At 45.3% G+C, this 24,472-nt stretch carries 24 protein-coding genes and 1 pseudogene; 7 read left to right on the top strand and 18 right to left on the bottom strand.

Annotated features, from left to right (window positions below; all coding sequences use genetic code 11):
- Positions 1-39 precede the first annotated feature (39 nt).
- The gene (locus ACXABW_RS00585; RefSeq protein ID WP_457523491.1) at positions 40-1,422 is read right to left on the bottom strand and encodes a DEAD/DEAH box helicase; all 1,383 of its coding nucleotides are present in this window, start codon (positions 1,420-1,422) and stop codon (positions 40-42) included.
- Positions 1,416-1,946, bottom strand: a complete 531-nt coding sequence (locus ACXABW_RS00580; protein ID WP_457523489.1) for a hypothetical protein — start codon at positions 1,944-1,946, stop codon at positions 1,416-1,418. The genes ACXABW_RS00585 and ACXABW_RS00580 overlap by 7 nt, the downstream gene beginning before the upstream one ends.
- Positions 1,947-2,049: 103 nt before the next feature.
- On the opposite strand from ACXABW_RS00580, the gene ACXABW_RS00575 reads away from it, so the two are divergent.
- The gene (locus tag ACXABW_RS00575) at positions 2,050-2,364 is read left to right on the top strand and encodes a helix-turn-helix domain-containing protein (RefSeq protein ID WP_457523487.1); all 315 of its coding nucleotides are present in this window, start codon (positions 2,050-2,052) and stop codon (positions 2,362-2,364) included.
- On the opposite strand, the gene greB (ACXABW_RS00570) is transcribed toward ACXABW_RS00575, so the two are convergent.
- From greB (ACXABW_RS00570) to ACXABW_RS00550, 5 genes are read right to left on the bottom strand one after another with little or no spacing between them, the layout of a single operon-like run.
- On the bottom strand, positions 2,361-2,840 hold the full coding sequence (greB, locus tag ACXABW_RS00570) for a transcription elongation factor GreB (RefSeq protein ID WP_457523486.1): 480 nt from the start codon (positions 2,838-2,840) through the stop codon (positions 2,361-2,363). The two genes, ACXABW_RS00575 and greB (ACXABW_RS00570), sit on opposite strands and share 4 nt — an antisense overlap.
- Before the next feature lie 18 nt (positions 2,841-2,858).
- A complete protein-coding gene (gene gmtX / locus ACXABW_RS00565) occupies positions 2,859-3,482 on the bottom strand; it encodes a gamma-mobile-trio protein GmtX (RefSeq protein WP_457523484.1) in 624 nt (207 codons plus the stop codon).
- Position 3,483: 1 nt separating this feature from the next.
- Positions 3,484-7,641, bottom strand: a complete 4,158-nt coding sequence (gmtZ, locus tag ACXABW_RS00560; protein ID WP_457523482.1) for a gamma-mobile-trio integrase GmtZ — start codon at positions 7,639-7,641, stop codon at positions 3,484-3,486.
- Positions 7,631-8,935: a gamma-mobile-trio recombinase GmtY gene (gmtY, locus tag ACXABW_RS00555; protein ID WP_457523480.1), complete on the bottom strand. Its 1,305-nt coding sequence runs from the start codon at positions 8,933-8,935 to the stop codon at positions 7,631-7,633. Before gmtY ends, gmtZ begins: the two co-directional genes overlap by 11 nt.
- Entirely contained in the window at positions 8,932-9,117 is a 186-nt protein-coding gene (locus tag ACXABW_RS00550) for a hypothetical protein (protein WP_457523479.1), read from the bottom strand. Before ACXABW_RS00550 ends, gmtY begins: the two co-directional genes overlap by 4 nt.
- Positions 9,118-9,277: 160 nt before the next feature.
- Here ACXABW_RS00550 and greB (ACXABW_RS00545) point away from each other — a divergent pair.
- Positions 9,278-9,610 (top strand): annotated as a pseudogene (gene greB, locus ACXABW_RS00545) (transcription elongation factor GreB); the annotation flags it as partial.
- A gap of 44 nt (positions 9,611-9,654) precedes the next feature.
- On the opposite strand, the gene ACXABW_RS00540 reads toward greB (ACXABW_RS00545), so the two are convergent.
- Positions 9,655-11,532 carry an ATP-dependent zinc protease family protein gene (locus ACXABW_RS00540; RefSeq protein ID WP_457523477.1) on the bottom strand — a complete coding sequence of 626 codons (1,878 nt, stop codon included), beginning with the start codon at positions 11,530-11,532 and terminating at the stop codon, positions 9,655-9,657.
- A 264-nt stretch (positions 11,533-11,796) separates the two neighbouring features.
- On the opposite strand from ACXABW_RS00540, the gene ACXABW_RS00535 reads away from it, so the two are divergent.
- Positions 11,797-14,124 carry a Tex family protein gene (locus ACXABW_RS00535; protein ID WP_457523475.1) on the top strand — a complete coding sequence of 776 codons (2,328 nt, stop codon included), beginning with the start codon at positions 11,797-11,799 and terminating at the stop codon, positions 14,122-14,124.
- A gap of 164 nt (positions 14,125-14,288) precedes the next feature.
- Here the strand turns inward: ACXABW_RS00535 and ACXABW_RS00530 are convergent, their stop codons facing one another.
- Together ACXABW_RS00530 and bioH are read right to left on the bottom strand one after the other, a co-directional pair.
- On the bottom strand, positions 14,289-14,759 hold the full coding sequence (locus ACXABW_RS00530; protein ID WP_252028973.1) for an ATP-dependent Lon protease: 471 nt from the start codon (positions 14,757-14,759) through the stop codon (positions 14,289-14,291).
- A 109-nt stretch (positions 14,760-14,868) separates the two neighbouring features.
- Positions 14,869-15,654: a pimeloyl-ACP methyl ester esterase BioH gene (gene bioH, locus ACXABW_RS00525; RefSeq protein ID WP_457523473.1), complete on the bottom strand. Its 786-nt coding sequence runs from the start codon at positions 15,652-15,654 to the stop codon at positions 14,869-14,871.
- Positions 15,655-15,705: 51 nt separating this feature from the next.
- Here bioH and ACXABW_RS00520 point away from each other — a divergent pair, with 51 nt between their 5' ends.
- The 4 genes from ACXABW_RS00520 to cysQ all read left to right on the top strand — a co-directional run bounded on the left by ACXABW_RS00520 (position 15,706) and on the right by cysQ (position 18,760).
- Positions 15,706-16,452, top strand: coding sequence for a ComF family protein (locus ACXABW_RS00520; RefSeq protein ID WP_457523471.1), 747 nt, complete (start codon positions 15,706-15,708; stop codon positions 16,450-16,452).
- A gap of 92 nt (positions 16,453-16,544) precedes the next feature.
- A complete protein-coding gene (gene nfuA / locus ACXABW_RS00515) occupies positions 16,545-17,132 on the top strand; it encodes a Fe-S biogenesis protein NfuA (protein ID WP_252028970.1) in 588 nt (195 codons plus the stop codon).
- Positions 17,133-17,313: 181 nt separating this feature from the next.
- Positions 17,314-17,862, top strand: coding sequence for an ADP compounds hydrolase NudE (gene nudE / locus ACXABW_RS00510; protein ID WP_457523469.1), 549 nt, complete (start codon positions 17,314-17,316; stop codon positions 17,860-17,862).
- A 70-nt stretch (positions 17,863-17,932) separates the two neighbouring features.
- Positions 17,933-18,760 (top strand): 3'(2'),5'-bisphosphate nucleotidase CysQ, encoded by an 828-nt coding sequence (gene cysQ / locus ACXABW_RS00505; protein WP_252028968.1) that lies wholly within the window; start codon positions 17,933-17,935, stop codon positions 18,758-18,760.
- A gap of 65 nt (positions 18,761-18,825) precedes the next feature.
- On the opposite strand, the gene ACXABW_RS00500 is transcribed toward cysQ, so the two are convergent.
- The 8 genes from ACXABW_RS00500 to gspG are packed head-to-tail and all read right to left on the bottom strand — an operon-like array spanning position 18,826 to position 24,424.
- Entirely contained in the window at positions 18,826-19,584 is a 759-nt protein-coding gene (locus ACXABW_RS00500) for a type II secretion system protein N (protein ID WP_457523467.1), read from the bottom strand.
- Positions 19,584-20,078 carry a type II secretion system protein M gene (locus tag ACXABW_RS00495; protein ID WP_457523465.1) on the bottom strand — a complete coding sequence of 165 codons (495 nt, stop codon included), beginning with the start codon at positions 20,076-20,078 and terminating at the stop codon, positions 19,584-19,586. Before ACXABW_RS00495 ends, ACXABW_RS00500 begins: the two co-directional genes overlap by 1 nt.
- 10 nt (positions 20,079-20,088) lie before the next feature.
- On the bottom strand, positions 20,089-21,318 hold the full coding sequence (gspL, locus tag ACXABW_RS00490) for a type II secretion system protein GspL (RefSeq protein ID WP_457523463.1): 1,230 nt from the start codon (positions 21,316-21,318) through the stop codon (positions 20,089-20,091).
- Entirely contained in the window at positions 21,284-22,255 is a 972-nt protein-coding gene (gene gspK / locus ACXABW_RS00485; RefSeq protein WP_457524925.1) for a type II secretion system minor pseudopilin GspK, read from the bottom strand. The genes gspL and gspK overlap by 35 nt, the downstream gene beginning before the upstream one ends.
- A 37-nt stretch (positions 22,256-22,292) precedes the next feature.
- Positions 22,293-22,982, bottom strand: coding sequence for a type II secretion system minor pseudopilin GspJ (gene gspJ, locus ACXABW_RS00480; protein WP_457523462.1), 690 nt, complete (start codon positions 22,980-22,982; stop codon positions 22,293-22,295).
- A 13-nt stretch (positions 22,983-22,995) separates the two neighbouring features.
- Positions 22,996-23,349 carry a type II secretion system minor pseudopilin GspI gene (gene gspI, locus ACXABW_RS00475; RefSeq protein ID WP_457523460.1) on the bottom strand — a complete coding sequence of 118 codons (354 nt, stop codon included), beginning with the start codon at positions 23,347-23,349 and terminating at the stop codon, positions 22,996-22,998.
- Positions 23,342-23,935 carry a type II secretion system minor pseudopilin GspH gene (gspH, locus tag ACXABW_RS00470; RefSeq protein WP_457524924.1) on the bottom strand — a complete coding sequence of 198 codons (594 nt, stop codon included), beginning with the start codon at positions 23,933-23,935 and terminating at the stop codon, positions 23,342-23,344. Before gspH ends, gspI begins: the two co-directional genes overlap by 8 nt.
- A gap of 45 nt (positions 23,936-23,980) precedes the next feature.
- Positions 23,981-24,424: a type II secretion system major pseudopilin GspG gene (gene gspG / locus ACXABW_RS00465; RefSeq protein WP_265686925.1), complete on the bottom strand. Its 444-nt coding sequence runs from the start codon at positions 24,422-24,424 to the stop codon at positions 23,981-23,983.
- Positions 24,425-24,472: the final 48 nt, after the last annotated feature.

Genomic DNA, 24,472 nt, shown 5'->3' with positions numbered 1-24,472 from the left:
AACAGACCCTTGAACTAGAGTGCATAGATCATTTTTAATCTACGAAGTGGCGAGAAAGGCTGAGATTACGCGCTGCTTAAAAGCTCCCAATCTAAGTTCATCGAGTGCACTAAGAGGTCCTACTGGGTTAAGTTCGGTGCTGATAACGCTACTCCAAACTAACGTTGATTTTACTTCTTCTCGCTCTTCTAAGAGACCATGACCAGTTAGGCCAGAATGTTGAGATTCTGACTCAAACTCTATCAAGCTCTCTATTTTCGCAAACATACAAGAGTCGGGAATATCTTGCTCAATCCGCTCAGAAAATTGAATCAAACTTTGCTCTGCAAAAGTGTATAGCCACGCTTGTTGGTTTATAGTGCTATTTACCCTAAGGATGCGTCCAAGCACTTGTCTAAAATACAATTCTGTTTTGACTGAGCTCATATGACAGCAAACCTGAAGGCGCGGAATATCCGTGCCTTCGCTAATCATTCCAACGCTAACAATCCATTGAGCCTCGCTTTGACGATAACGTTCTATTTCAGCTAACGGGTCTTCATGGCGATAAGTAACGATTGATACAGATTGAGAGTACTTTTGAGAGAGTATCTTTTGGATTGTTTGAGCGTGCTGAACAGAAGAGGCTACAACTAACCCTCCAGCATTGGGTGATTGAGTTCGAATTTCCGCAAGCTTCTTACAGCCGAGCCCAAGTAAATACTCCATCGCATCTTGGTTATGTATAACACTTTGATATGAGGTTTTGGTCTGCTTGAGCATTTCTAAGATCGAAGAAAACGACTCCACTTTATCTTCGTTACTCACGGAAAGGTGCTCACTATCAATTAAAACCAACCTTGGAACTCGACAAACCTTGTCTACGATCGCTTGCCTCAAAGTGTATTGGTAATCAACCAAAAGCTTACCCTCGGGGTCACTATATTCGGACATAACTATGGGTAGAGAATCTGAACGCCACGGAGTCCCTGACATAGCAAGTGTGTAGGTCGCGAGCCCTTGAATCTTCGTAAGTACTTGCTGGCCCCAAACGTTCGCATTTTCAAGTTCAGAACCAGAGCAATGATGTATCTCGTCGAATACAACAAACACTCGATAACTACTCAGTGTCTGCCAAAACTCTTCGCTGAGAAACTGAATGGATTGGTAAGTTAGCGACTGTCCAATCGAGCCTAAACCACCATTAAAAGTGCAATTGAGAGCCTCTGAAAAGGTTCTTTTTATCCCATCTGATACTGTTAACGACGGTGAAAAACACAAAACAAGGTCAACCATGTCATCCTTCAGCAACCTGGAAGCAATAGTTGCTGCCAATACTGTTTTCCCTGCCCCTGGAGTAGCTTGGCAAAAAAAGTGGTGCTGCCCGTTCTTGTAGTTTTGTATCGCTCTTTCAGAGCACTCTTGTTGCCATGTTCTCAACATTCGGTGACATCCGAAGAGATGGAGTTAATCACGTTGGTGAGTACGTTCACTTTACCAAATAGATGTGCCGAGCGATCTCTCGCTTGTTGCAACATAGGGTTGAGCCTCTGTTCTAGCTCAGGGAAGCGACGATTGAGTGATTGATATTCGTCGATCTCACCCAGAACAATCTCTAACTCAGCTTTGTACTGGTTTCGCTCATGGCGCAATACCGAGTAATCTGGAGAGGCTTTCACTTGAGAGGTTACATTCTCTCTTCCTACTTTGGGCTTCACATTCAGAGAGCGAAACAGCCCCGTTTGAAAGTATCTTTTATCGCGCCCTTCTCCTTCACTTTGAAGCCAACCGTTTCTCACAAAACGAAGGATCTGTCTGTAGAGTCTTTTTCTTGCCTCATCAGGCTCCTTCATAAGATCACTCATAGAAAGAGAGGCGTCGCGTAGTTCAATAACCGAAAAACCATCCATACCTTTTTCAATCAATAACTTGTGCATAATCGCACTGATTTTCGTCGAACGTTTCATTTACAACTCATGCAGAACTAAAAACTAAGGATTGCTTAGTATACAGAAATCGACAAAACTAAGAAAATCTTAGTTACTGTAGGTTTTCACACATGAACCGAAAATGTCATTTACTAGCCCAGTCCCGTCGCGACTTAAAGAAGCACGCAAAAAAGCCAAACTCTCCCAGAAAGCCTTGGGGGTGCAAATAGGTATGGATGAAGGGTCGGCGAGTGCCAGAATGAATCAGTATGAGAAAGGCAAACACGCTCCTGATATACAGACTCTAAAGCTCATTGCTGAGGAGCTAGGAGTTCCTTTGAACTATTTCTTTTGTGAGGAAGAAAGCTCTGCCAAGTTAGCTTGCTTGATTGCGAGATTGAGCGAAGAGGAGAGGCAAGAGCTTATCAGTACGTTGAGCGGTTCCGAAGATAATTAGGGTTTGTTGTAGCTAATCGAATTAACGAACCATTCTTTGTCACCTTCAGGTGTGCGAACCGTGACTTCGTCATCCACTTCCTTCTTCAACAATGCTCTCGCCATTGGTGAATCAATTGAGATGTAGTCTTTTGCGTCTCCATAGATTTCTTCAGGACCGACAATTCTGAATGTTTTCACATCACCAGCTTCATTCTCAATCTCAACCCAAGCACCGAAAAAGACCTTTCCTTCTTGTTGAGGCGAGTAATCTACGATGGCCACTTCAGGGAGAAACTTGCGAAGGAAGCGCACACGACGGTCTATTTGACGAAGTAAACGCTTGTTGAAGGTGTAATCAGCATTTTCTGAACGATCGCCAAGACTAGCTGCCCATGTGACGATTTTGGTAATTTCTGGGCGCTTTTCATTCCACAAATGGTCATGCTCGGCTTTGAGTTTGTTATAACCTTCTCTGGTGATTAGTTTTGTTTTCACTTCTACAATCCAAGTTATCTATAAGTTTTGGAGCGCCTTTTTAATTGCGTCTAAAGTTGCAACAGGAAAAAAAGACTTTTGAGTATCACTCGAGACTATACTGCCATTTTTTCCAAGCTCCAATTGGTGTCTGCGTAAAAACTCACTAGAAATTAGGTACTCCAATGCGCTGCGCTCGAGCTCAGTGAGTTTAATCGACGCCACAGAGACATCGACGTTATCGAACACTTCAATCACCTGATTAATAGGCACTACTTCATTGAGTAGTCGTTCCGCCTCCTTTTTCTGAGCATAGAGAATATTAGCTTGAAGTTTAACTACTGGATCTTCTAGTTCATCTATCCAAGCGTGCATCTTACCTTTTGAGGTATTTCGTACCGGCCTAAGTTGGTCTTTTGTTGCAGAGTTGAAGCTAGCTATTAAGGTTCGGTACGATTCACCCGTTTTGTTTCGGATGCTTTGTGCAGCTGGAACACCTCGCCCTTTTCCGAGGCGAGCTATCGTTGAGTAACTAAAGTCGTTCAATCCGCGCTCTTGTTGTTCCTTGCATATGGTAAACACTGCCTCCAATGAGTTCTGTACCCGAGACGATGCTTTCTTTTTTAGCTGACTCAATACTTGCTCAGGAGTAATTTCTGACATGCTAACCGATCCTTTTTAGTGGTTTCGACTTCTCAAACAATTCACGAATCGTCTTTTCGTCGAACTGGTTATCTATCGATAAGTCCTTTAGGGTCAAGCTACCATCCATGAGACGATCGACGTTATCCCAGCCTTTCAAACGTGTTAGCATTAGCTCTGTTAACTGATTGCCCACTGCAAGCTGTTCTTCTTCTGATAGTAAGAAGAGTTGCGGCTGAATACCGTTTTCGACCATCATTTTGTCTATCATTTGGGAGCGTCTGGTAACTGCTAAATCATCACTACAACTGTGATACAGCTCAGCGTTCGAGCACACTTCTGATAGTTGGTGGAAATTGCTTACTTCATCTAGCTCTACACCTAATGTGAATTCATGTGGAACAATAAGTTGATAGTGATTCTCCGTATTTTCTTTAGGGTTACGCATAAGAGTTTGACAATTATGAATATGTCGGTGAATCGCGTTCATGTCTGAGAGGTACAAATCTAGCTTCTTCGCTCGTGTTTCAATTTCCGAGTTCAAATGCATACGCTCTCCAACTAACTCACGCCTATCAGACTCTAAAGCCGACTTCTCTAAGCAATCCGCTTTTATTTTGTAAAGTTGGTGATCAATGACATCTATCTTCTCTGCAATATCATCAAGCTTCTGCCCAAGCGAAGTGTAACGTATAGATTGCGTGTTTACGGCGAGGCTTATTTCATTGAACATGGCGGCAAGTCCAACCAAAAAAGCTGGGCCGGTAATAAAGAATCGACACTGAAAACAGTTCTGTTCCCCCAAATAACCTGCTGGTACTGGGTGATATATGTTGGCTTTTGTGGCTACTGGGCAGCCACCTTCTGAACAAAAAGCACCTCCAACAGGGCAGATACCAAAGTCTTTCCATAGATAACTGGAGGCAGGTCTATCATTGCTGAGTATATTGATTCGGTCCACAGATGTCCCTACTAGCTGTGATTTAACCTCTTCAATTCTCTGCTGTTCCACAAACGATTTGAGCGTTTGTGTTGCTTTGTTCATCGCCTCTTTTTCTCCTAACTCCATTTTCTCTCGTAAGTTAGCGCCTGTTTTATCACTCTTGATATAGTAAATAGACATGAGGATGCTGGAGTGACCGACTAGCTTCATTATGACTTCTAAAGGAATTCCAAACTCATAGGCATATGCATTGATCAAGCTCACCCGCATTGAGTGGGGAGTGTAAGGAGATTTGAAGTGAGAAAGCGGTATTATTTCGCTACTCTTTAGCTCTTTGATGACCTCGTTGTATTTTAATCCACGGTAGGTGGCCGTAGTGACGTCGTTTTTGGCACTGAAAAACAGTGCAGCAGCCAATCTATCTGCCAGGCGTCCGCTGAAGTATCCAGGCTCTATATCTTTAAACTCCCTAAATAAAAAGCAATTAACACCTTTTTGCTTAAGCTGAACCTCATTCAAGTTGGTACGCTCACAATCCAACCACTTCGTCGGTTCCTCAATCGGATTGTACTTTTGTTGCCATTTTCTGAGTTTTATCAACCAATATGCCAGTTCTACCGGCATAAAAGGAATGGTATAACCTGAGCCATCAAATTTGGTCTTGTTAGAGGTGTAATGAACTCCAAATTCTCCTTGACCGGATTTACTCACCATACTTTGCCTATTGGTCAAGCCTGCCAATTTGGTCCTATTTTTCTTCCAAACGACTTTACCGTTCTTGAAGTCGGAGAGTTCTTTGTCAGCCTCACCAGAGTCACAGTAGACGATCTGTATACCTCGTGCAGGGAGTTGCATCAATGAATATGTATAAGTCCAGTATGTGGGGAACCATAGGTAGGTTTTTCCATTTTCAACTTTAAATACACAGTCAGGGTCATTCTTATCTAGGAGAGAGCTGTCGGTTATCTGAACCCAATCTGATGAAAACTGATGTAAATGAGTCAAATCTCGATAGCTTAGTTTTTTCTCTATCGAGTCTAATGGAAATATCCACTCACGCCCCGCTTTTACATATTGATAAGGTAAGGCCATCTTACTTGTTTCATTGACAACATTTTGTGCAACCTCTCCATTAAAGTTAATGTGGCTAAAAGGATTTTTGGCCCCTTTAATGTGAGTAACCTCTCCGGTCTCAGTGTCTTCCAAAATCAGATAATTTGATATAACCCAGTCTAAGAACTCATTGATTGAGAAGACCCATTTTTTCCTGCGTGTCAACGGTACTTGTTCAAATAGATTGAGCATTGGTTGAATGTTTGTCGAACCGCGTGTTAGAAACTCCAAAGGGCATGTTTCGAAGGAATTCGGCTCAATGTATTTACGAACAAATTCACATAAGTCTTTCGCTTTGGTATCTCCACCACGTGCAGACTTGAGAAACTCTTTTATCTTTTCCGCCCACAATGACCATTCATCAGTAAAGTATTTAACTTGATAGGGGCGAGGAATTCCCCAAAAGTCATAGGTGTTAGTCCAACCTTTTCCTTTGTATTGCTCTTCTGGCTTGACGGGCACTCTAGGGTCTTGGGATGAAGTTCTGAATTCTCGGTACTCAGATAAAGTAGTGATGCCATTTTTTCTAACTAAAGCTTCTAGTTCCTTATAAGAATATGGTCGTGGGATATCCAAAGCATCAAACCAATCTGTCCAATCATGAATCGTTTTTTCTGGCTTCGAGGGTAGGTTGCTGTGTACTTTCCTCGCTTTTTTATATTCGAGAGAATTTTTTATTTTCAGCGTACGACACCATGCTTTAAATGACTTTAGATCTCGAATTTTTTTCGGTTGAAGGTAGTCCCACCAACCACGCCAGTCTGCTGCATAAGTTCTATCCGGAATCGCCGGCAGACAAGGGTCTTCTTTATATCTAACTCGATACTCAACTACGGTGGTGATACCTAATGCCTGTACTGAAGCACGTGCAGCGTCTATGTTTGAATAGAATGCCCTTTCAGTTCTAGAAAAAAAACTGGGCCAATTGATCCACTCATCTTTGTAAAAACGATGAGGGTTTGTGGGAAGTTTATTATCCTCTGGGTAACGCTCTTGATATTCATTAAATGAGTTGATCCCAAGTACTTTTACTGCCTTGATTGCTTCACTTAATGTTGGATAGAGGTCCTTTACTTGTTTTCCAAGGAACCAGCACCACCCTCGCCATTCATGGGCATATATTCTTTCAGGTTTTGATGGCAATAAATGGTCTTCTCTATAACGGAATCGATATTCATTAGACGACTTGATGCCTAATTCTAATACAGAACGACGAGCCTGCTTGAGAGTACTATAATTTTTCTTTATTGGCTGACCGAGGAACGTTTGCCAACTAGTCCAGCTTTCGGAGTAAAAAACGTGGGGCTTAGGGGGTAATGACTGGTCTTCTCTATAGCGCGCCCTGTACTCTACCATGCTTTTAATACCAAGCTTTATCGCAGCCATAGACGCCTTTTCGATAGTCTCGTAATACTTTTTCTTATATTTGCTTAGAAATTGCTCCCAAGACATCCATTCCGTGGAATAATACTTATCTGGATTAGGGGGTAACTTTGAGTCCTGAACATAGCGCAGTCGATAATCAGATTTGTTTTTGATTCCTAACCTTTGTGCTGCTGAAGAGGCATACCTGATTTGGCTATAGATCTCACCATCCTCACCTCTAAGAAAGTTGGGCCAACTAATCCAATCACTCGCATATACCTTGTCAGGATTTGCAGGTAACTTTGGATCTTCTTTGTAACGATGTTGATATTCACTAACAAATAAGATTCTTAGTTTTCGGGCACTCTCTTGAGCCTTGTGTAAGCTAGAATAAAGAACCTTTTGTTCTTTACCCAGAAAATGTGACCAGTTTTTCCACTCTGAACTGTAGGTTCTATTTGGGTTTGATGGTAGGCGAACATCTTCCTTGTAGCGCAAGTAGTACTCTCCACGTGTCGACATATCCAGCTGTGCAACCGCCTTCATTGCTTCAGACATAGATGGGTAGTGTCTAGCCCTCTCGGGAACTCCCAAAAACTTACCCCAGCCATCCCAATCTTTTCTATAGGTTATTTGTGGTGATGCGGGAAGCATAGGATCTTGCTTATAGGAATATTGATACTGATTAGCGGATTTGAAGCCTAAGGATTTAGCTGCTAACGAAGCCTCCTGTAACGTTCCATATTTATTACCCTTCATTCAGTCGCTCCCTCAGAGTTAATCGAACTTCTTCATTCAAAGGTTTTAAATACACCAAACAACTATCAGGACTTTTATGGTGCATCGTTTTTTGAATTTCCAATTGAGAAAAACCCTCTTGGCTTAATCTATAGCCGTAGGAATGGCGATGAGCATGTGGGGTTGTCCCTAGCGATTTGTGGGGCTCTAGCCCAATTCGTTTAATGGCTCTATTATATTTTTGAAGAAAGTTCTTTTTACTCTCAGGATTACCCTTTGAGTTAACAAATAAGAAAGGAAATTCTGAGGTGGGCCTGACTGAAAGATATTTGTGTAGTAACAGAGTAAACTCAACAGCTTTATTTGCCGGATAAAACATGACGTCAAAGGACAGATTGCGATTTGTTAGCAAAGGTCCTTTCCAGCCAGCGTAGAGCCTATGGCTTCTCGAATACTCGTTCCGTGGAATCAGACGGTATTTATTAACCAGGTATTCATTTCGTTTACTGAAACGTTCATCTGGAGACTTTCCATCACTAGGATGGAAAACCGATATAAAAGCTGAACCTGATTGTGGATCTATCGATATATCATCGGTATATATATGGAAGCACTCTGACAGTCTTAACCCACCGAAATGCATCAACATTACGATTAACTGACTACCATAATCCTGCTCCCCTGAGGCAGAAACAAGCCCGTGCATAAGTAAGTCTTCAATTCGCTCCTCTGGAAATCGGTAGACGGCTTCGATATCAACAAAATGCCTCTCAGGCCCGTGAATTTTTCTAACTAATGAGAACTGCTGTACTGATGGTTTCGTCAAGTGATTAAGAAAACAACGCCGGTGTCTTCTATAGTAAGCACACCATTGCAAGCGCTCTTCTGCGTGAGTGGCTTTTCTCAAAGGATTTAGCTTTGGTAAATCAGTACCATGAATAGTATCTAGGTAGTCGCAGTAATGAGTAATATGACGAAGAAGAACATTAACGTCTTCATTGCTTCGAGGGTTCCAGAACAAACCAGAGTCATCTTGCCCATCTTGAATAGTTCCGAACTGTAATGCTTCAACAAAGGCTCTGAGTAAATCTGTAGCCGATGAAAAGTTGGATACTTGGCGCTCTATAAACTTCAAAAGAAGCTCTACAGCGAAGGTATTACGCTCCAGCCACGACTGAGATTTATAGCGATTCTCATGCAAAAATCTCAAGTGAGAAATCAGCAAACCATTTTCAGTAAAAAGCGCTGGAAAGCGAAACGAAGGCCGGCCTGTACTAGCTATGTAGCTCACTCCACGCTTTATAACGAAGCTCATTTCTTCGCTTGTTCTAAGTAGTCATGCCATCCAGACCAACTCTTGTCGTAATAGGCAGTCATACTTATAGGTAAATGCTTAAACTGCTGTTTATTCTTACATTCCCAATCATCAATATCGGAGAATCGGCGAGTATTCTCTAGAAACTCTCTCCAACCCGTCCATCGCTTTTCATACTTCATAGACAACCTCAAATACTAAGGAGTTCTTAACATACTACTTAGTATATAGTTGATGGTTCTCACTATTTCAAATGACTCAACTAATAGAAGAGGCCAGATTAATATCAGATGTTTAGAAGTAGAATTGCAGCTATTAGTATGTTCTTTAGAGTAGAACTAATACCAGTACAACAAAAAAAGGCTGCGTGAAATCGACCGCCGTGTCCGCTATCTGCGCAAGCGCTTGGAACAGGTGAAAGTCGTCGATTACTCACCACAGCAAGAAGGGAAAGTATTTTTCGGTGCTTGGGTAGAAATCGAAAATGACGCCGGCGATATCATGCAATTTCGTATCGTGGGCCCAGACGAAATTTATGGTGATGCCAAGGGCTATATTTCGATCGATTCACCAATGGCCCGGGCGCTATTGAAAAAAGAAGTCGATGATGAGTTTGTGGTGCGCACACCGGAAGGCGAAAAAGAGTGGTTTATTAACTCAGTTCGCTATCAATAAAAAAATCCCCGCTAAGGCGGGGATTTTTAAATGTGTTACGGCTGTTAGTCTTTGCCTAACAAGTAGTTTTCATCGCTACTCACGACAGCACCGTGTTTTAAGAAGTTCTTACCCAAAATCATGCTGTATTCAAAGCGAGAACGATCCTGAAGGTTCACTTTGACGCGACGCTCTAAATCTCCGAGCTTAACCGTCATTTCTACCACTGGGCGGATATTCGGTTTTTCACCTTTCTTCGCTTTAATGCGCATTACATCGATCACAGGCTTGGTGAACTCTTGTTTGTCACCTTGGCTGTTTTGATACGTAAATGTCACCATATCTTGGCCATCTTTCTTGAAACGCTTGATGTTGACCGCATTCATTGAACTTACGTCAGCACCCGTATCCAATTTCGCAGGGAAACGCATACCTTCGACTTGAGCGATTTCGATATGACCCGCTTTAAATAGTGGATCAGCTTGCAGCAGGTGATCAGCGCGAGTATTTACAAAGACGCCATCTTTGACCATTTTTTGCCCCAATACGAAGTAAGGACGTTTTTCATCGCTATCTAGCACATCAATAGCAAATTCCTGTTCACGCACTTCGCCTTCAAGAGCAAACTGACCTAGCACCACAGGTCGAACCGTGTCGCCTACCCGTAGGTTTTTCTGAATCTTCTTAGTAATTTTTTGCTGTTCGCCGTCCGAGTTTCTCAAAAAGTACTCAACGAACTCATCTTTACCCTTATCAGTCACCTCAAAGCTTGCCACCTTGAGTAGTGGAGTTTTGACGGCAAATGATGGTTCTGCATCTAACTTAAAGCCATCCAGCGATAGGCTCTCTTGTGGGGAGACCACTAAAGGTTGGTTCGACTTGGCCACACTTAGGAAGCTCTTGGCACCTTTACCCAAAAGATTTTCAGCACCAGTGTCGATCATGAACGACTCGCTGATTGTGTTGGTACCAACACGCAGCTGAGAACTGCTACCCGAACGATCTTTTAGGTACACCAACCAATATTGTGTCGTTTTACTGTCCAGCTGCACTGGCACATATACCAACGGGCGTTTGTGACCACTTACTTTTAGCATGCGTACAAGTGGCAAAGTCATCTCTTTCTGCTTGCCGTCACTACCAACCATGTCGAACTTCACTTCATCACGCTTAGTATCTACATCGATATTCTTCGCGTGCAAGATGCTGTAGCTGTTCTTCAAAGAGAAGCTGACGTTAAGCGGGATATCATTGATGCTGACGGTTTCTTTTTTACCCACCACTTTGGCTTTTGGCTGCTCTTGCAAGTAGTCATAGCCCGCAAACACCCACGCATTGTCGGCCAAAAATGTTTTACCAATCAGCACAGGCGTCGAGAAATTGCTGCGATCGGTTAGGTTAACATCGGTTTTCACTTGGAGCCCCGCGATGCTCATTGGTATCTTCACAGTTGGGCGCAACAGTGGCGTGCTGCTGGTACGGCTACGGATCATCGCAACCCTTTCCAGTGGTTCTTTGATCACTACAGGCTCACCACTATATGGGTGTTGAACGGTAAAGGTGACAGTCGCTTTGAAGGGTGCAAACGTGGCCCCGTCCCAATCAAAATAGTCGAGCTCTTTATTTTTCTCGACTTCTTTCACCATCGCAGCCATTAAGTCGTGATCTTTCAGGTCTTTATAGTCTGGATTGGTACTGGAAACATGGATATTTTCCGCATGCATAGAAGTGCTATCAGCACCGGTATCGATTTTGCCCACAAACGGAACGCCTTTTAACGCCTCCGCATCGTGCAAGTACACATTCTCAAGACGGCCAAGTACCAATTTATCGTCTAGCTCATACGCTGGGCTCTGCGTAGTAAAAGGAATTTCAACAGCCAAAGACGAGTGAGAAAACAAGGAGGTACTCAAGATGGCTAACGCCAAGGATATTTTTTTCATTCTATGCATCCGTTTTATTCTTCCGGTAAACCTTACCGTCTTTCAGTCCATAAAAAAAACAATAAGTTCTGACACTAGTTACAGTTTTGACATAACTTTAACCAAAGTACACATTCATCTTTTACTTTGTCTGCAAAATTGACACCTGAGTAGCAAAAAGATTGGAAAATAACGCCTTAATCCCAATATATACAAACACTACAGCGTCATAAGTCCGCTTTACGGGAATCTCCCTACAATCAAACAAATAAAGAGAAAACACGGATGAGCCAAGCTATCTGTCGCCTGATTGCTCAGGAACTGAATGTTAAGACTGAACAAGTTACTGCTGCTGTCACCCTTATCGATGACGGAAACACCGTCCCATTTATTGCTCGCTACCGTAAAGAAGTCACTGGTGGTTTAGACGATACTCAGCTACGTAATCTAGACTCACGACTCTCCTACCTAAGAGAACTCGACGAACGTCGCCAAACCATTCTCAAGTCCATCGGCGAACAAGGCAAACTAACCGCTGAACTGGAAAGCGAAATCAACCAAGCAGACAGCAAAACGCGCTTAGAAGACCTTTATCTTCCGTATAAGCCTAAACGTCGTACGAAAGGGCAAATCGCGATTGAAGCAGGTTTAGAACCTTTGGCTGATAAACTATGGAATGAACCGCAAACCGAGCCAGAAGCAGAAGCAAACCAATACATCAGCAGCGATAAAGGCATTGCGGACACCAAAGCAGCACTTGATGGTGCTCGCGCGATCATCATGGAGCGTATCGCTGAAGATGCGAATCTGCTAGAAAAAATCCGTGCTCACCTGAATCGCAATGCGGAGCTAGTCGCACGTGTTGTCGACGGTAAGCAAACCGAAGGCGAGAAATTCAAAGATTACTTTGAGCACAATGAAGCACTCAGCAAAGTGCCGTCCCACCGAGCACTGGCTATGTTGCGTGGCCGCAATGAAGGCTTCCTAACCTTAGCGATGAATGCTGACCCAGAGCAGGAAGAAAGTGTGCGTCAGTCTTACTGTGAAACCATTATCTCCGACCACTACGGTATTAACCTCAGTAGTGCACCAGCCGATGCATGGCGCAAACAAGTCATCAGCTGGGCATGGCGTATTAAAGTTTCCATGCACATGGAAACAGAGCTAATGGGTGCAATGAAAGAGCGAGCTGAGATCGAAGCGATTGAAGTGTTCGCCACCAATTTAAAAGACTTACTGATGGCTGCACCAGCCGGCCCTCGCGCAACACTCGGCTTAGATCCAGGCCTACGTACTGGTTCTAAAATTGCTGTCGTGGACTCAACCGGTAAAGTGCTGGCAACGGATACCATCTATCCTCATCCACCACAGAAACAATACGATAAGTCGATGCAAGTGGTTGACCAACTGGTGCGCCAGTTTAATGTCGATCTGATTGCAATCGGTAACGGTACAGCCTCACGAGAAACCGATACGTTTGTGGCCGATTTAATCAAGCGCGGCAACCTCAAAGTACAAAAGATCATGGTCAGTGAAGCGGGTGCGTCGGTGTACTCGGCCTCTGAATTGGCGGCGAAAGAATTCCCGAATATGGATGTGTCGCTGCGCGGTGCCGTGTCGATTGCTCGTCGTCTGCAAGACCCATTGGCTGAATTAGTGAAAATCGATCCAAAATCGATCGGTGTGGGTCAATACCAACACGATGTCAGCCAAGCGATGCTAGCCAAACGTCTGGACGCGGTGGTTGAAGACTGTGTAAACGCAGTAGGTGTGGATGTGAATACTGCCTCAGCAGCGTTGCTCACTCGTGTTGCAGGTTTAAGCACAACTATGGCTCAGAACATTGTCGAGTATCGTAACGATAATGGCCGATTTGAAGCCCGTACAGCACTAAAAAAAGTGGCTCGCCTTGGGCCAAAAGCCTTTGAACAGTGTGCTGGTTTCCTACGTATTATGGATGGTAAAAATCCACTGGATGCTTCTTCTGTTCACCCAGAAGCCTATCCAGTAGTGAAAGCCATCGCCGAGAAAAACAGCAAAGACATCAAAGCACTGATTGGAAACTCTGAATTCTTACGCGGCCTGCATGCTGTGGATTACACCAATGAAAGCTTTGGTGTTCCAACCGTCACTGACATCATTAAAGAACTTGATAAACCGGGCCGTGACCCACGCCCTGAGTTCAAAACGGCCACATTTGCAGATGGTGTGAACGAAGTGTCAGATCTAGAAATCGGGATGATTCTCGAAGGGGTCGTTTCCAACGTGGCTAACTTTGGTGCTTTCGTCGATATCGGTGTTCACCAAGATGGCTTAGTTCATATCTCGGCACTGACCGATCGCTTTGTTTCTGATCCACGTGAAGTGGTAAAAGCAGGTGACATCGTTAAAGTAAAAGTGATGGAAGTCGATGTACAACGTAAGCGCATCGCTCTGTCTATGCGCTTAAAAGATGAACCAGGCCAAGACAACCGTTCGCAGCGCTCGCACACATCACGCTCAAACGCTCCTCGTGGTGGTCATCGCCAACAAGGGCAGCGCAAACGTGAAGAACCACAAAACGGTGCTATGGGCGGTGCGTTTGCGGCAGCCTTTGCCAAAGCCAAACGCTAATTGATACAGTAGCTATCAACGGACCAATAGCTATCACTGACCAAAAGCCATCGCACGCCGATGGCTTTTTAATGCGAGTAAAAAAGAAAAACCCACTTGCTGGTAGTGGTGCACTACAAGAAAGTGGGTATTTTTGATAGCGATAAACACCGAACTGTAGATGTTTACAACACCGCTATAACCTCAGATGGAGTGTTTGGTGCAACGGCATGACCATAGTGGTACCTGATCACAGTTCGCCGCTTCGCCATTCTTCCTTCAGTTATCGCAGCATCAATAATGCACTTGGGCAACCGAAAACGCATCGCATAGCCTTTTCCCTGCTTCTCGCTGTATGTCTCGAGGGCCAGCAAACTGAAGAGTCGCTCAAGGGTATCCTTGGGGTCTTCGTGATAAGACTCGGCAACCTCACTGTCGTTCTCCGTTTCGTAGCCAGGATGCTCCGACGGGTCCCATGAAGATTGCTTTCGCCGTTTATCGTCTGCCTTAACCTTTCGCTCAGCATTGGTTTTAGCCAGTTCAACGGTCGGTATTATAGGCTCCCGCACTTTATTATCGCGCGCGGCCTGCTCCGTTTGTACATTAACTGATGGGGCGATAAGTGGCACACTAACGTTAGTCGGTGACACGATCATAGTCGAAACCTCCTCAGTATCGCCCAACCCGATAATGCCTAACTTGTGTCAGCTCTATTGGGTTAATTTCTGTATCGACTGAGGTGGTTAAAAATTTAGCAATTATTCATTACTTTTGGCCAAAAACGACAATTTGATGACAGAATGCATCCAATTCAGTCATAAATGGCGCATGTGAAGACTGGCTGAACACATAGTGTTCACTGCTCGGCAGGGCTTTTTGAACATCACTGGCGACCTTAACTGGCACCAGGCCATCAAGCCGACCATACAGTCGTAAAATTGGCGCCGAAATTTCTTCCAGTTGCTCACGCATATCAACATTCGCCAGCATTTGTAGCCCAGCCAACAGTGATTCTGGGTTTGGACTTGGGCGAGATAACACAGCTTGCTTCAGCTGCTTAACATCTTGACGAGCTGACGGGCTTCCCATGGCTTGCAGCGCCATAAACCGTTCAATCGTAGTCTGAAAGTCATCTACCAGCTGATCGGTGAACGCCGTCAGCACATTAGGTTGAATCCCACGCCAAGGCCGTTCTGCAGCAAACTTAGGTGAGGATGCCACCGTCACAAGCTTAGTGACGCGTTCGGAGTGATGCAAAGCGACATGACTTGCCACCAAACCACCCAACGACCACCCAACCCAAATGGCTTGTTCTGGCGCTTCAATCAAAAGCTGCTGAGCAATTTCCTCTAAGGTCGAGGCATGCAAGTGAGCACTATGACCATAACCCGGAAGATCAACAACATGAACATTGAAATGTTGGCTCAAAACTTCTGCAGTTTGATGCCAAACCGCGCCATTCATTCCCCAGCCGTGAACAAGCACCAAGTCAGCGGCTTCGCTATCTTGATTCACATGACCTTCTCGATGCCAGTGCAAAGTTTCCTTCATGGTCGCACTCTCTCCTACTAAATTCAGCCCTAATCACCGTCGTTAGGCGAGATGATAAACACCACTTCACCCAACAGTTTGGCGACCATGTTATCCGATTGGCTACAAAAAACCATGCACCAATACTGCGCACCGGTATGCGACTTATGCCGATTACCGCTCGATCCAAAGCAAGAGTTCAGCATCTGGTGCTCTAGTTGCCAAAGCTACTTCCAACCTACATCACGTTGCCAGCGATGTGGACTTCCAACAATAACATCGACGCCAATGTGCGGCTCATGCTTAACCGCTCCACCACTGTGGTCGCGACTGTATTGCGTGGGCGACTACCAAGCACCGCTGTCCAACTACGTCAGCAAACTTAAATACCAGCGCCAGTTTTGGCATGCCCGCAACTTGGCACCATTGCTTACGGAAAAAATCGACACCAAGCCAGAGATACTAACCTCAGTCCCTATGCATTGGCGAAGGAAATGGTGGCGAGGCTTTAACCACAGTGAGATTTTGGCTGCTGAAGTAGCAAAACGTACAGGCATAACGTATCAGCATAATTTGTTTAAAAGATGTAGACCAACCAAGCAGCAACAAGGTTTAAACAAGTCTCAACGGCTGAGTAATTTGCGCGGAGCATTTCGACTTTCATCGCCACCACTAGCAAAGCATGTCGCGATTATTGATGATGTCGTCACCACAGGCAGTACGGTGCATCATTTATGCAAATTACTGCTTGAAGCGGGCGTCGAAACCATTGATATTTACTGTATCTGCCGTACCCCTGAACCCACAGACTCACACTAGTCATTGCATCACGATGAAAAAAGGCTAGATCTTAGGCTGTGCAGGAGTAAAATGGCGCTTAAATAGCCTACAATTTCACTCAGGTATTCGTCGTGTCAAATTCTATTACTATTACAGAAAACGCCCAATCTCACTTTGCCAACCTGCTTGGCCAACAACCAGAAGGCACTAACATTCGTGTTTTCGTGGTTAACCCAGGTACTCAAAACGCTGAATGTGGTGTTTCTTACTGTCCACCTGAAGCAGTCGAATCAACAGATACTGAGCTTAAATTCGAAGGCTTCTCTGCGTTTGTTGATGAATTGAGCCTACCGTTCCTAGAAGACGCTGAAATCGACTTTGTTACAGACAAAATGGGTTCTCAGTTAACGCTAAAAGCACCTAACGCAAAAATGCGTAAAGTCGCCGATGACGCTCCACTGCTGGAGCGCGTAGAGTACGCAATTCAAACTCAAGTTAACCCACAACTCGCAGGTCACGGTGGTCACGTAAACCTAGTCGAAATTACTGACGAAGGCGTGGCGATTGTTGCATTTGGTGGCGGTTGTAACGGCTGTTCAATGGTCGATGTCACGCTGAAAGAAGGCATCGAAAAAGAGCTACTTCAACAGTTTGAAGGTGAGCTTACTGCTGTACGTGATGCGACTGAACATGACCGTGGTGAGCACTCTTACTACTAATCCGTCATCATCGTTGATATTAAGGGTTGGCCATGTGCCAGCCCTTTTTGTTTTTAAGTCTCCGCCAATACTGATAAAAATCTTGATTGGTCGAAATCTATCCCTTTAATACCGCGGTATTTTTTCATATATTAACTCTACCTATGGGATCGACGATCCTAAACGCTAAGGAGTAAGCGTCATGACCAAACGCAGCCAGCCGGAGATTTTAGCGAAGCAAGTTGTTGCGCAATCGAGATTGTTTTCTATTGAGTCGCTTGATCTACGTTTTAGTAACGGAGAACAGCGAATTTACGAACGCATGAAACCGAGTGGACGCAATGCGGTGATGATGGTGCCAGTCACTGAGCAAGGCGACTTACTCTTGGTCAGAGAGTACGCGGCGGGCACAGAGCGCTATGAACTTGGCTTCCCGAAAGGGCTTATCGACTTAGGTGAAACAGCTGAGCAGGCCGCAGTTCGCGAACTCAAAGAGGAAATTGGCTTTGGTGCTCAAACACTGACTCCACTTAAAGAAGTGATACTCGCACCCTCCTATTTTTCTAGCCGAATGACATTATTTGTAGCACAAGACCTATACTCAGAAAAGTTAGAGGGCGATGAACCTGAACCTTTGGAAATTGTGCGTTGGCCACTTGCCCAAGCGGAAGAGCTGCTGACTCACCTCGATTTTTGTGAAGCGCGGAGCATCACCGCGTTAATGCTCGCCCTTAAGTACCTAAATAGGTAGTCACCTAAAGAATGAGCCACCTAGAAAAATTAATATCTAAAAATAATAATCTAGGGCGTTAGGAAACATTATGCCAATACAAAAAGATCTATCGAACCTACTCCCCTCCGTGATCGAGATTGCGCGCTCTGCCGGGCAACTGATTCTTGATATCTACGAAAACAAACAATACGAAGCTTATGTAAAAAGCGATGAAACACCAGTCACCAGTGCTGACATTGCTGCACATAAGCTGATCATGAAACAGCTAAGCGAGCTCACGCCTGATATCCCAATCTTATCTGAAGAAGATGCCGATATTAGCTTAGAACAGCGCTCGCAGTGGGAGCGCTATTGGTTGGTCGACCCACTCGATGGTACGCAAGAGTTCATCGCTCGCAGCGGCGACTTCGCTACTATTATTGCTTTGGTTGAGAATAACCACCCAGTGATGGGCGTGGTGTATGGGCCAGTTTCGGGCGTGACTTACTACGCCTATTCGGGCAAAGGGGCTTGGAAAATCCCAGATATGAATGAAAGCGTTCGTATCGATACTCACAAGCACGAGGAAGGCAGCCAAAGCATCGCCATTGCTATCAGCCGCCGCCAAGATATCAACCGCATTACAGGCCGTATGAGTAGCGAATGGAACTATGACCTTGTTCCATTAGGTTCTGCTGCGCTCAAGGCTTGCTTAGTAGCAGAAGGGGCCGTCGATTGCTATTTACGTATCGGGCCAACCGGTGAGTGGGATACCGCAGCGACCCAATGCATTGTTGAAGAAGCTGGTGGTCGCATTCTCAGCACTCAGCTTGCCCCTCTGTCGTACAACGAACGAGAGACGCTAGAGAATCCTAACTTTATTGTATTGGGTGACGCAGATCTGCCATGGAATGACATTCTTCAAGTCAAAGATTAATCCTCTTCAAAATTGAAAAGCGGCGCATGATGCGCCGCTTTTGTGTTTCCAAGTCCCAACTTAAGTTACAGTTTGGCCTGATAATTAAACTGATAACGTCCCTGGCTATCAGGACTAGGTAGCCATTTAAGCTGATTCTGAAGCCCCTCAGGGAATTGCGCACCGGGTTTAAACCAAGCCTGCGCACTGTAACGGTTATCAGCCTGAAGAGTGGCACTGAACTCAGCAGAAACCTGCTCACTTTTTTGGTCGCCCTGCACTGACACAACGCTATCCTGACAGTTTAGCTGCGCTACCACTGGCCCTAGTTCTAACCCTCCCAGAGGAGACGTCGCTGACGCTGCATTCCAAACCAGAGCACCTTCACCAGTTTGACAATAAGGCGCAGCGTACGCGAGCTGTTTGATAGACATCTCAAGCTGCCCTTCAACCGTTAGAGGAACAGGGATGTGAATCTGCTGCATGACATAATCAGCCGGTACAGATGCCACGAGATTGTTGGCATAAGGACCCGAGAACCCATAGCCTACTGTCCCTTTGCCACTGACGTTCATCTCACTACCTCGGCCAAAACGTACGTCAGCTTCAGCTTTACCGGTTAGCAGCTTCAAAGGTTTTAAGTGCCATTGAACCTCGCCTAACGAGTTGCCCTGCCATTCAACTTGATTCACTTTACCATTCCAGATAGTCCCAGACACACCGGATAAAGAGAGAGAGGGGATGTTAGGCAAGTAGTTAACAACAAAGCTTGCTGGTGTGTGTACCACAACGCTGGTACTAAAGACCACGCTAACCAGTGCTGATACTAGAACGATCCGCTTCATTAGCTGCCTCGCTTAAACTGCAATCGCTTCACTTCAACCACTCCAGCGCGTTCTGAGCGTTCGATATCGAGAAACTCGACCCCAACCCCCTGTTCTTGCTGCAAATAATCCAGCCAGTTCACGAACTGATTAAACACCACAGGTTGAATCCACACTTGAATCATCTCATCTCGCGGCTGGACTCGAATCAGTTCAATATTAAAACGACGAGCAGATGATGAAATCACTTGGTTCATCGGCTGAGATGAGGTTTTGATACCACTTTGTGCCCTTAAGCTCGTGATCTCATCGGCTTTGTTGCTGACCCAATTGAACAGCTGCTTTTCGCTATTGATGCTCATTTTCGCCTGCTCTGCACGTTCAGTCAGCGGCTGAATCACACCCCAGTATATTCCACCAACCACTAATAGCGCCGAGCACACCATCACCAATCGTTGTTCACGTTGGCTGATACTCCCCCACCAAGCATTGAATGTGGCTAACATCTTATCCATGATTCAATCCTCATTGACGCTTAAGCACGTACGTGCCGTTCACCCACTCACCAGAACGGTTGAGTTGGCCTTGTTCAACTTCAAATTGCTCAGCGAGTTTCACTCTAACCTGTTCGAAGCTTTGGAAATCTTTGCTCTGCGCTTGGATGCGAATTTCATCACGATTACCATCGTATTTTATGCTTTGCAACTGCATGGTATTCACCACACCCAGTGATTGCGGCAGTTTTGCCATCCACTCCAGCATGCTCCCCCCTGAGCCACCGCCTGATAATCGGTTGGCTTCCGATTCCATTTGCCTCTTCAAGTAACTCACGGTCGGAATACGCGTTTTACCAGGTAAAGCTTCACGGAAAATACGCTCACTCTCAGCACGGTACGCATTGGCCTGAGACTCAAATTGGCTAATCTGCAGAATGTTATAAGTGGTCGACACCGCAATTAGGAACACAGCGGCCATCGCGGCTTTTTGCCACACTTTCCAATGGCGAAGCCAAGAAGAGCGAGGCTTAAACGATCCGGTTAGCAAATTAACTTTTGAACTAATAGCACCTTGTGCAAGCAAAGCCATCACCAGTTGTGGTGGCAGCTCCTGCCATTCCTGTTCAGACGCTAGCTCCAAGCTTGGCAGCGGGCTATGGCTGGAAAGCGGTAAGAACGCATCATCTTGCTTAACCCACTCAGAAGCTGCCAGCACTTGTAGCCAATCACTATCAATACTGACACCTAAGTACTGACCTTTTTTCATCAGCCATTTGTCATTAATCTGCGCAGAAGAAATTCCCGAGCGTTGATCAGCATCAGAATAGCTTGGTAGGGCTAGCACGTCAGGTAGCACTTTCTTTACCTCTACCCCGAACGACTTAAGCTCAGCAAGGGTATCGGTCAACCATTGTTTATCCAACGCACATACAAAGGCATGCTCAGCACCTTTTTCTAACACTGAAAAGTGCAATGCATCGACATCCTGCGCAATGTCATCTTCCATAAGGAATGGCAACATAGAGTCAAGCTGCCTAGCGCCTCCGGCAGGAATCACCACCTGAGACAAAATCACATCATCCGCAGACACCAGCAAATGCACTGTCCTTTGCTGAGCATACTCAGCCAGCTCTGGCAAATTTTCCCAGCAGGCTATATCGCCACTGGCGATCACTTCATTTTGACTGGTGGACCAAACTAACCATTGTATGGTGGCGTCCTTATCACAACTCAGTCGAACGATCAGAAACTCGCTCACTGAACCCTCCAAAGCGTCGGCGTATCACCGTCGCAGTTTCTCGATTATCACTAAATAACAGACTACGAATTCTTACTCGTGAGTCATTGACTAACACTTCGGCATCCAGCTCAAAGTAGGCGCTATCTACGCCAAGGTGGCTCTTCGCTTGTTCACGCACCGAACCATCTAGTGAGGCAATCTTAGCCTCAGACATAAAATCATCAATACTCGACCAACCGTCAAACGGACGACTAGCAATTAACTCGGCCGCATCGTCTTCACTTAAATGCGGAGTAAATATTGCCGCCAACAACATCGCTTGGTCCTCACTCAAGGTATTAACGTTAATCCTCAGCTCATCCGTTGGCAAAGCACAAATATATGGGGACACTTTTTGCATCACTTCCCCTGAAACCTGATACACAGATCTCAGCTCACTTTCATCAGCAATAAAGCCATTCGGCGTTAAATACGCTGGAGACATAGCTTCATATTGGCTGTCTTCTACACCAGTCTGGCTGCGCACGGTGTTGTCTTGATCAATAAACTCCCAAGTCGAATCCGCGATAACTTCAGCTTGATAGTTTTCCACTTCAAGCTCTTCTAACAATGCCTGCCATACTGTGAGCAAGTATGACTTATCATTGCCATTACTCGCCGGCTGTATCGACGCCAGCGCATTAAGGTTAAAACAAGCCTGCTGATCCCAAATACGCCCTTTAACTTCTCCATAGTCGAGCGGGTAAGTTTGTTCTTCTAATGCCCAAGGTTGAGACAAGTTAATCGTATCGCTATCTTGATAGCTCTGCTCGATACCGACTTTCGCTAATGCCTCAACACCAACACTATACCAATAGGCTTGTTGGTAGTTAATTTGGTTTGTCGCTCGTTTAAACTGAGTAAAAAGGCGTCCAGACATTGCCGCCGCTATTGATACCATGATGGCTAATAGCATAAGCACTACAATCAGTGCAACGCCTCTCTGACGAGTGTTAGCTTTCACTGTTCTCACCTTCGTCATCACCACTACGATTGAGCGAATCACCACCAGCAGTCAGATAAATTCGCTCTATTTTTCCGTAATCTTTTAATTCAAGCATCACCGATACAGCTTGAGGTAAACCGGGCTGTTCTTCCCACTTAGTCAGCCATTGTCCGTTGACATAGAACTTCATATCAAAAGACTCAACGTCCGTCACTTGAGGTGTCACTAAACCTTCTTGCCCCACTGGCGTATCAGGGTAGCGCCACCAAATGCGCTCTAAGACATTTTCCTTAACTCGATAGCCGACTTTAGTCACTTCTCCACGAGGAAACTGCTGCTGCGGGTTATGCCAGCCTAAGCGAGTAAACATCACCCCTTTATGGTCTGAGTCGAGTAAGTAGTCACGCCAAACCAACAGTTCTTCACCTGGCTCCTCACCATTGGTACGAAACGCACGTGTTGCCATTTGACGAAAATCGCTGTCCATCATCACCAGCGCACGTTGCAATTCTTTGAGCCGAGTGCTTCTCTCCAATGACAACTGGTTGCTCTTTTGCACTTGGCTCACCACCTGATAGGCGCCTAAACTCAGGCTTGCAAAGATAGCAATGGAAACCAGCACCTCAATTAGGGTAAAGCCTTTGCTTCGGCTTCGCTTTTTCGACGCTGATAAGTTTAAGAGGGTGCTTTTCTTCATAGGAATATGCTTGCTAGTTCGATACATAACTTCGCACCGTCACCAAAGGTGAACCTTCTTTCTCTATGGCTGCGCTTACATCGAACGCTTTCAGCATGTCACCAGTAGTGGCTACCGGTTCAACTTGCCAGTACCACACTCGACCCGCGAGTTCTTCTTCCCCTTTCGACTTTTTTAAATTTCCCGGTTGGAGTAATACTTTGGCCATTTGGTTATCCACCACCATGGCAGCAAAGGTTTTGTCTTCTAAATAATTGATGGTATTGATGTGCTGACTGACCGAGCGAATGACAGAGATCGCCGCTGTCGCAAAAATGGCCAGAGCGACCAGAACCTCAAGTAGAGTCATGCCTCGAGCGCTATTCATCCAACGACTCTCCCGGTGCAAGCAACAAGATCTGGCTATTTTCTTTCACCACAACGGTCCAACTATCTTGCTCAGCATCCTTATCACTCGGATAAAACGCCACATTCACTGGCGTAACCTCTCCACTCGACATGATGAATATTTGAGGCGGCTTTGTTTTTTTGTCTTTTTCGACATCAGCAAACATGTCTTCATCAAACAAACTACCCGGGTTAAATAGCCGATCATCGTCGCGCCATGCATCGCCACCTAAGGTCATTTGAATTGAAAGCCTGTCATCCAAATGAGTTTCAGCTGGAAGTCCATCCATATCAAGCAACTGCCAGCCATCGCTTGCCAGAGCCATCAATGCATAGCCAGATTGCTTTTCATCCACCCGCAAGCCAAAGTCCTTACCACTCAAAATGGCTTCTTCATTCAGCAACTGCATTCGGTGAAAAAGAGATTGGGCATCCTTCTTCGCAGTGTCTTCAGAGCTATTCGGTAGGCTTGCGATAACCGCAACGGCACTCACCGCTAGTAGCACCAGCACTAGCAGAATTTCAATAAGGGTAAACCCGCGCGAAGGCATAAGGCGAGATGACATCATCACAGACAAATAGGGCGGCCACGTGCCGCCCGCTTTCTTCTGTTACTGGAAGTCTTGGATGTTCCAGTTACCAATATCAGCAGCAATTCCTTCACCGCCCTCTTGACCATCGGCACCCAGCGTAAAGATATCAATCGTGCCATTGTCGCCTGGGCTTAGGTATTGGTATTCATTGCCCCATGGGTCAGTTGGAAGACGCTTAATGTAGCCACCATCGCGGTAATTACGCGGTTCAGGGTTACTTGGCTTGTTAACCAGCGCTTCTAGGCCTTGGTCGGTGGTTGGGTAAACGCTGTTATCCAATTTGTACATGTCTAGCGCATTTTCGAGTGCCACAATATCCGTAATTGCTTTTTGTTGGTCGGCCTTTTCTTTGTTTCCAAGTAGGTTAGGCACAACAAAGCTCGCCAAGATACCGAGAATCACTACCACTACCATTACTTCAAGTAGCGTAAAGCCTGACTGTTTTTTCATTTTGTTTTTCATTATGTTCTCCAACTATGGATCTTGGTTACAGCAAATTTAATTCAATAT

Source organism: Vibrio paucivorans (assembly GCF_054053395.1).
The sequence above is the reverse complement of the archived record's forward strand: the minus strand, read 5'-3'. Positions and strand labels throughout refer to the sequence as shown.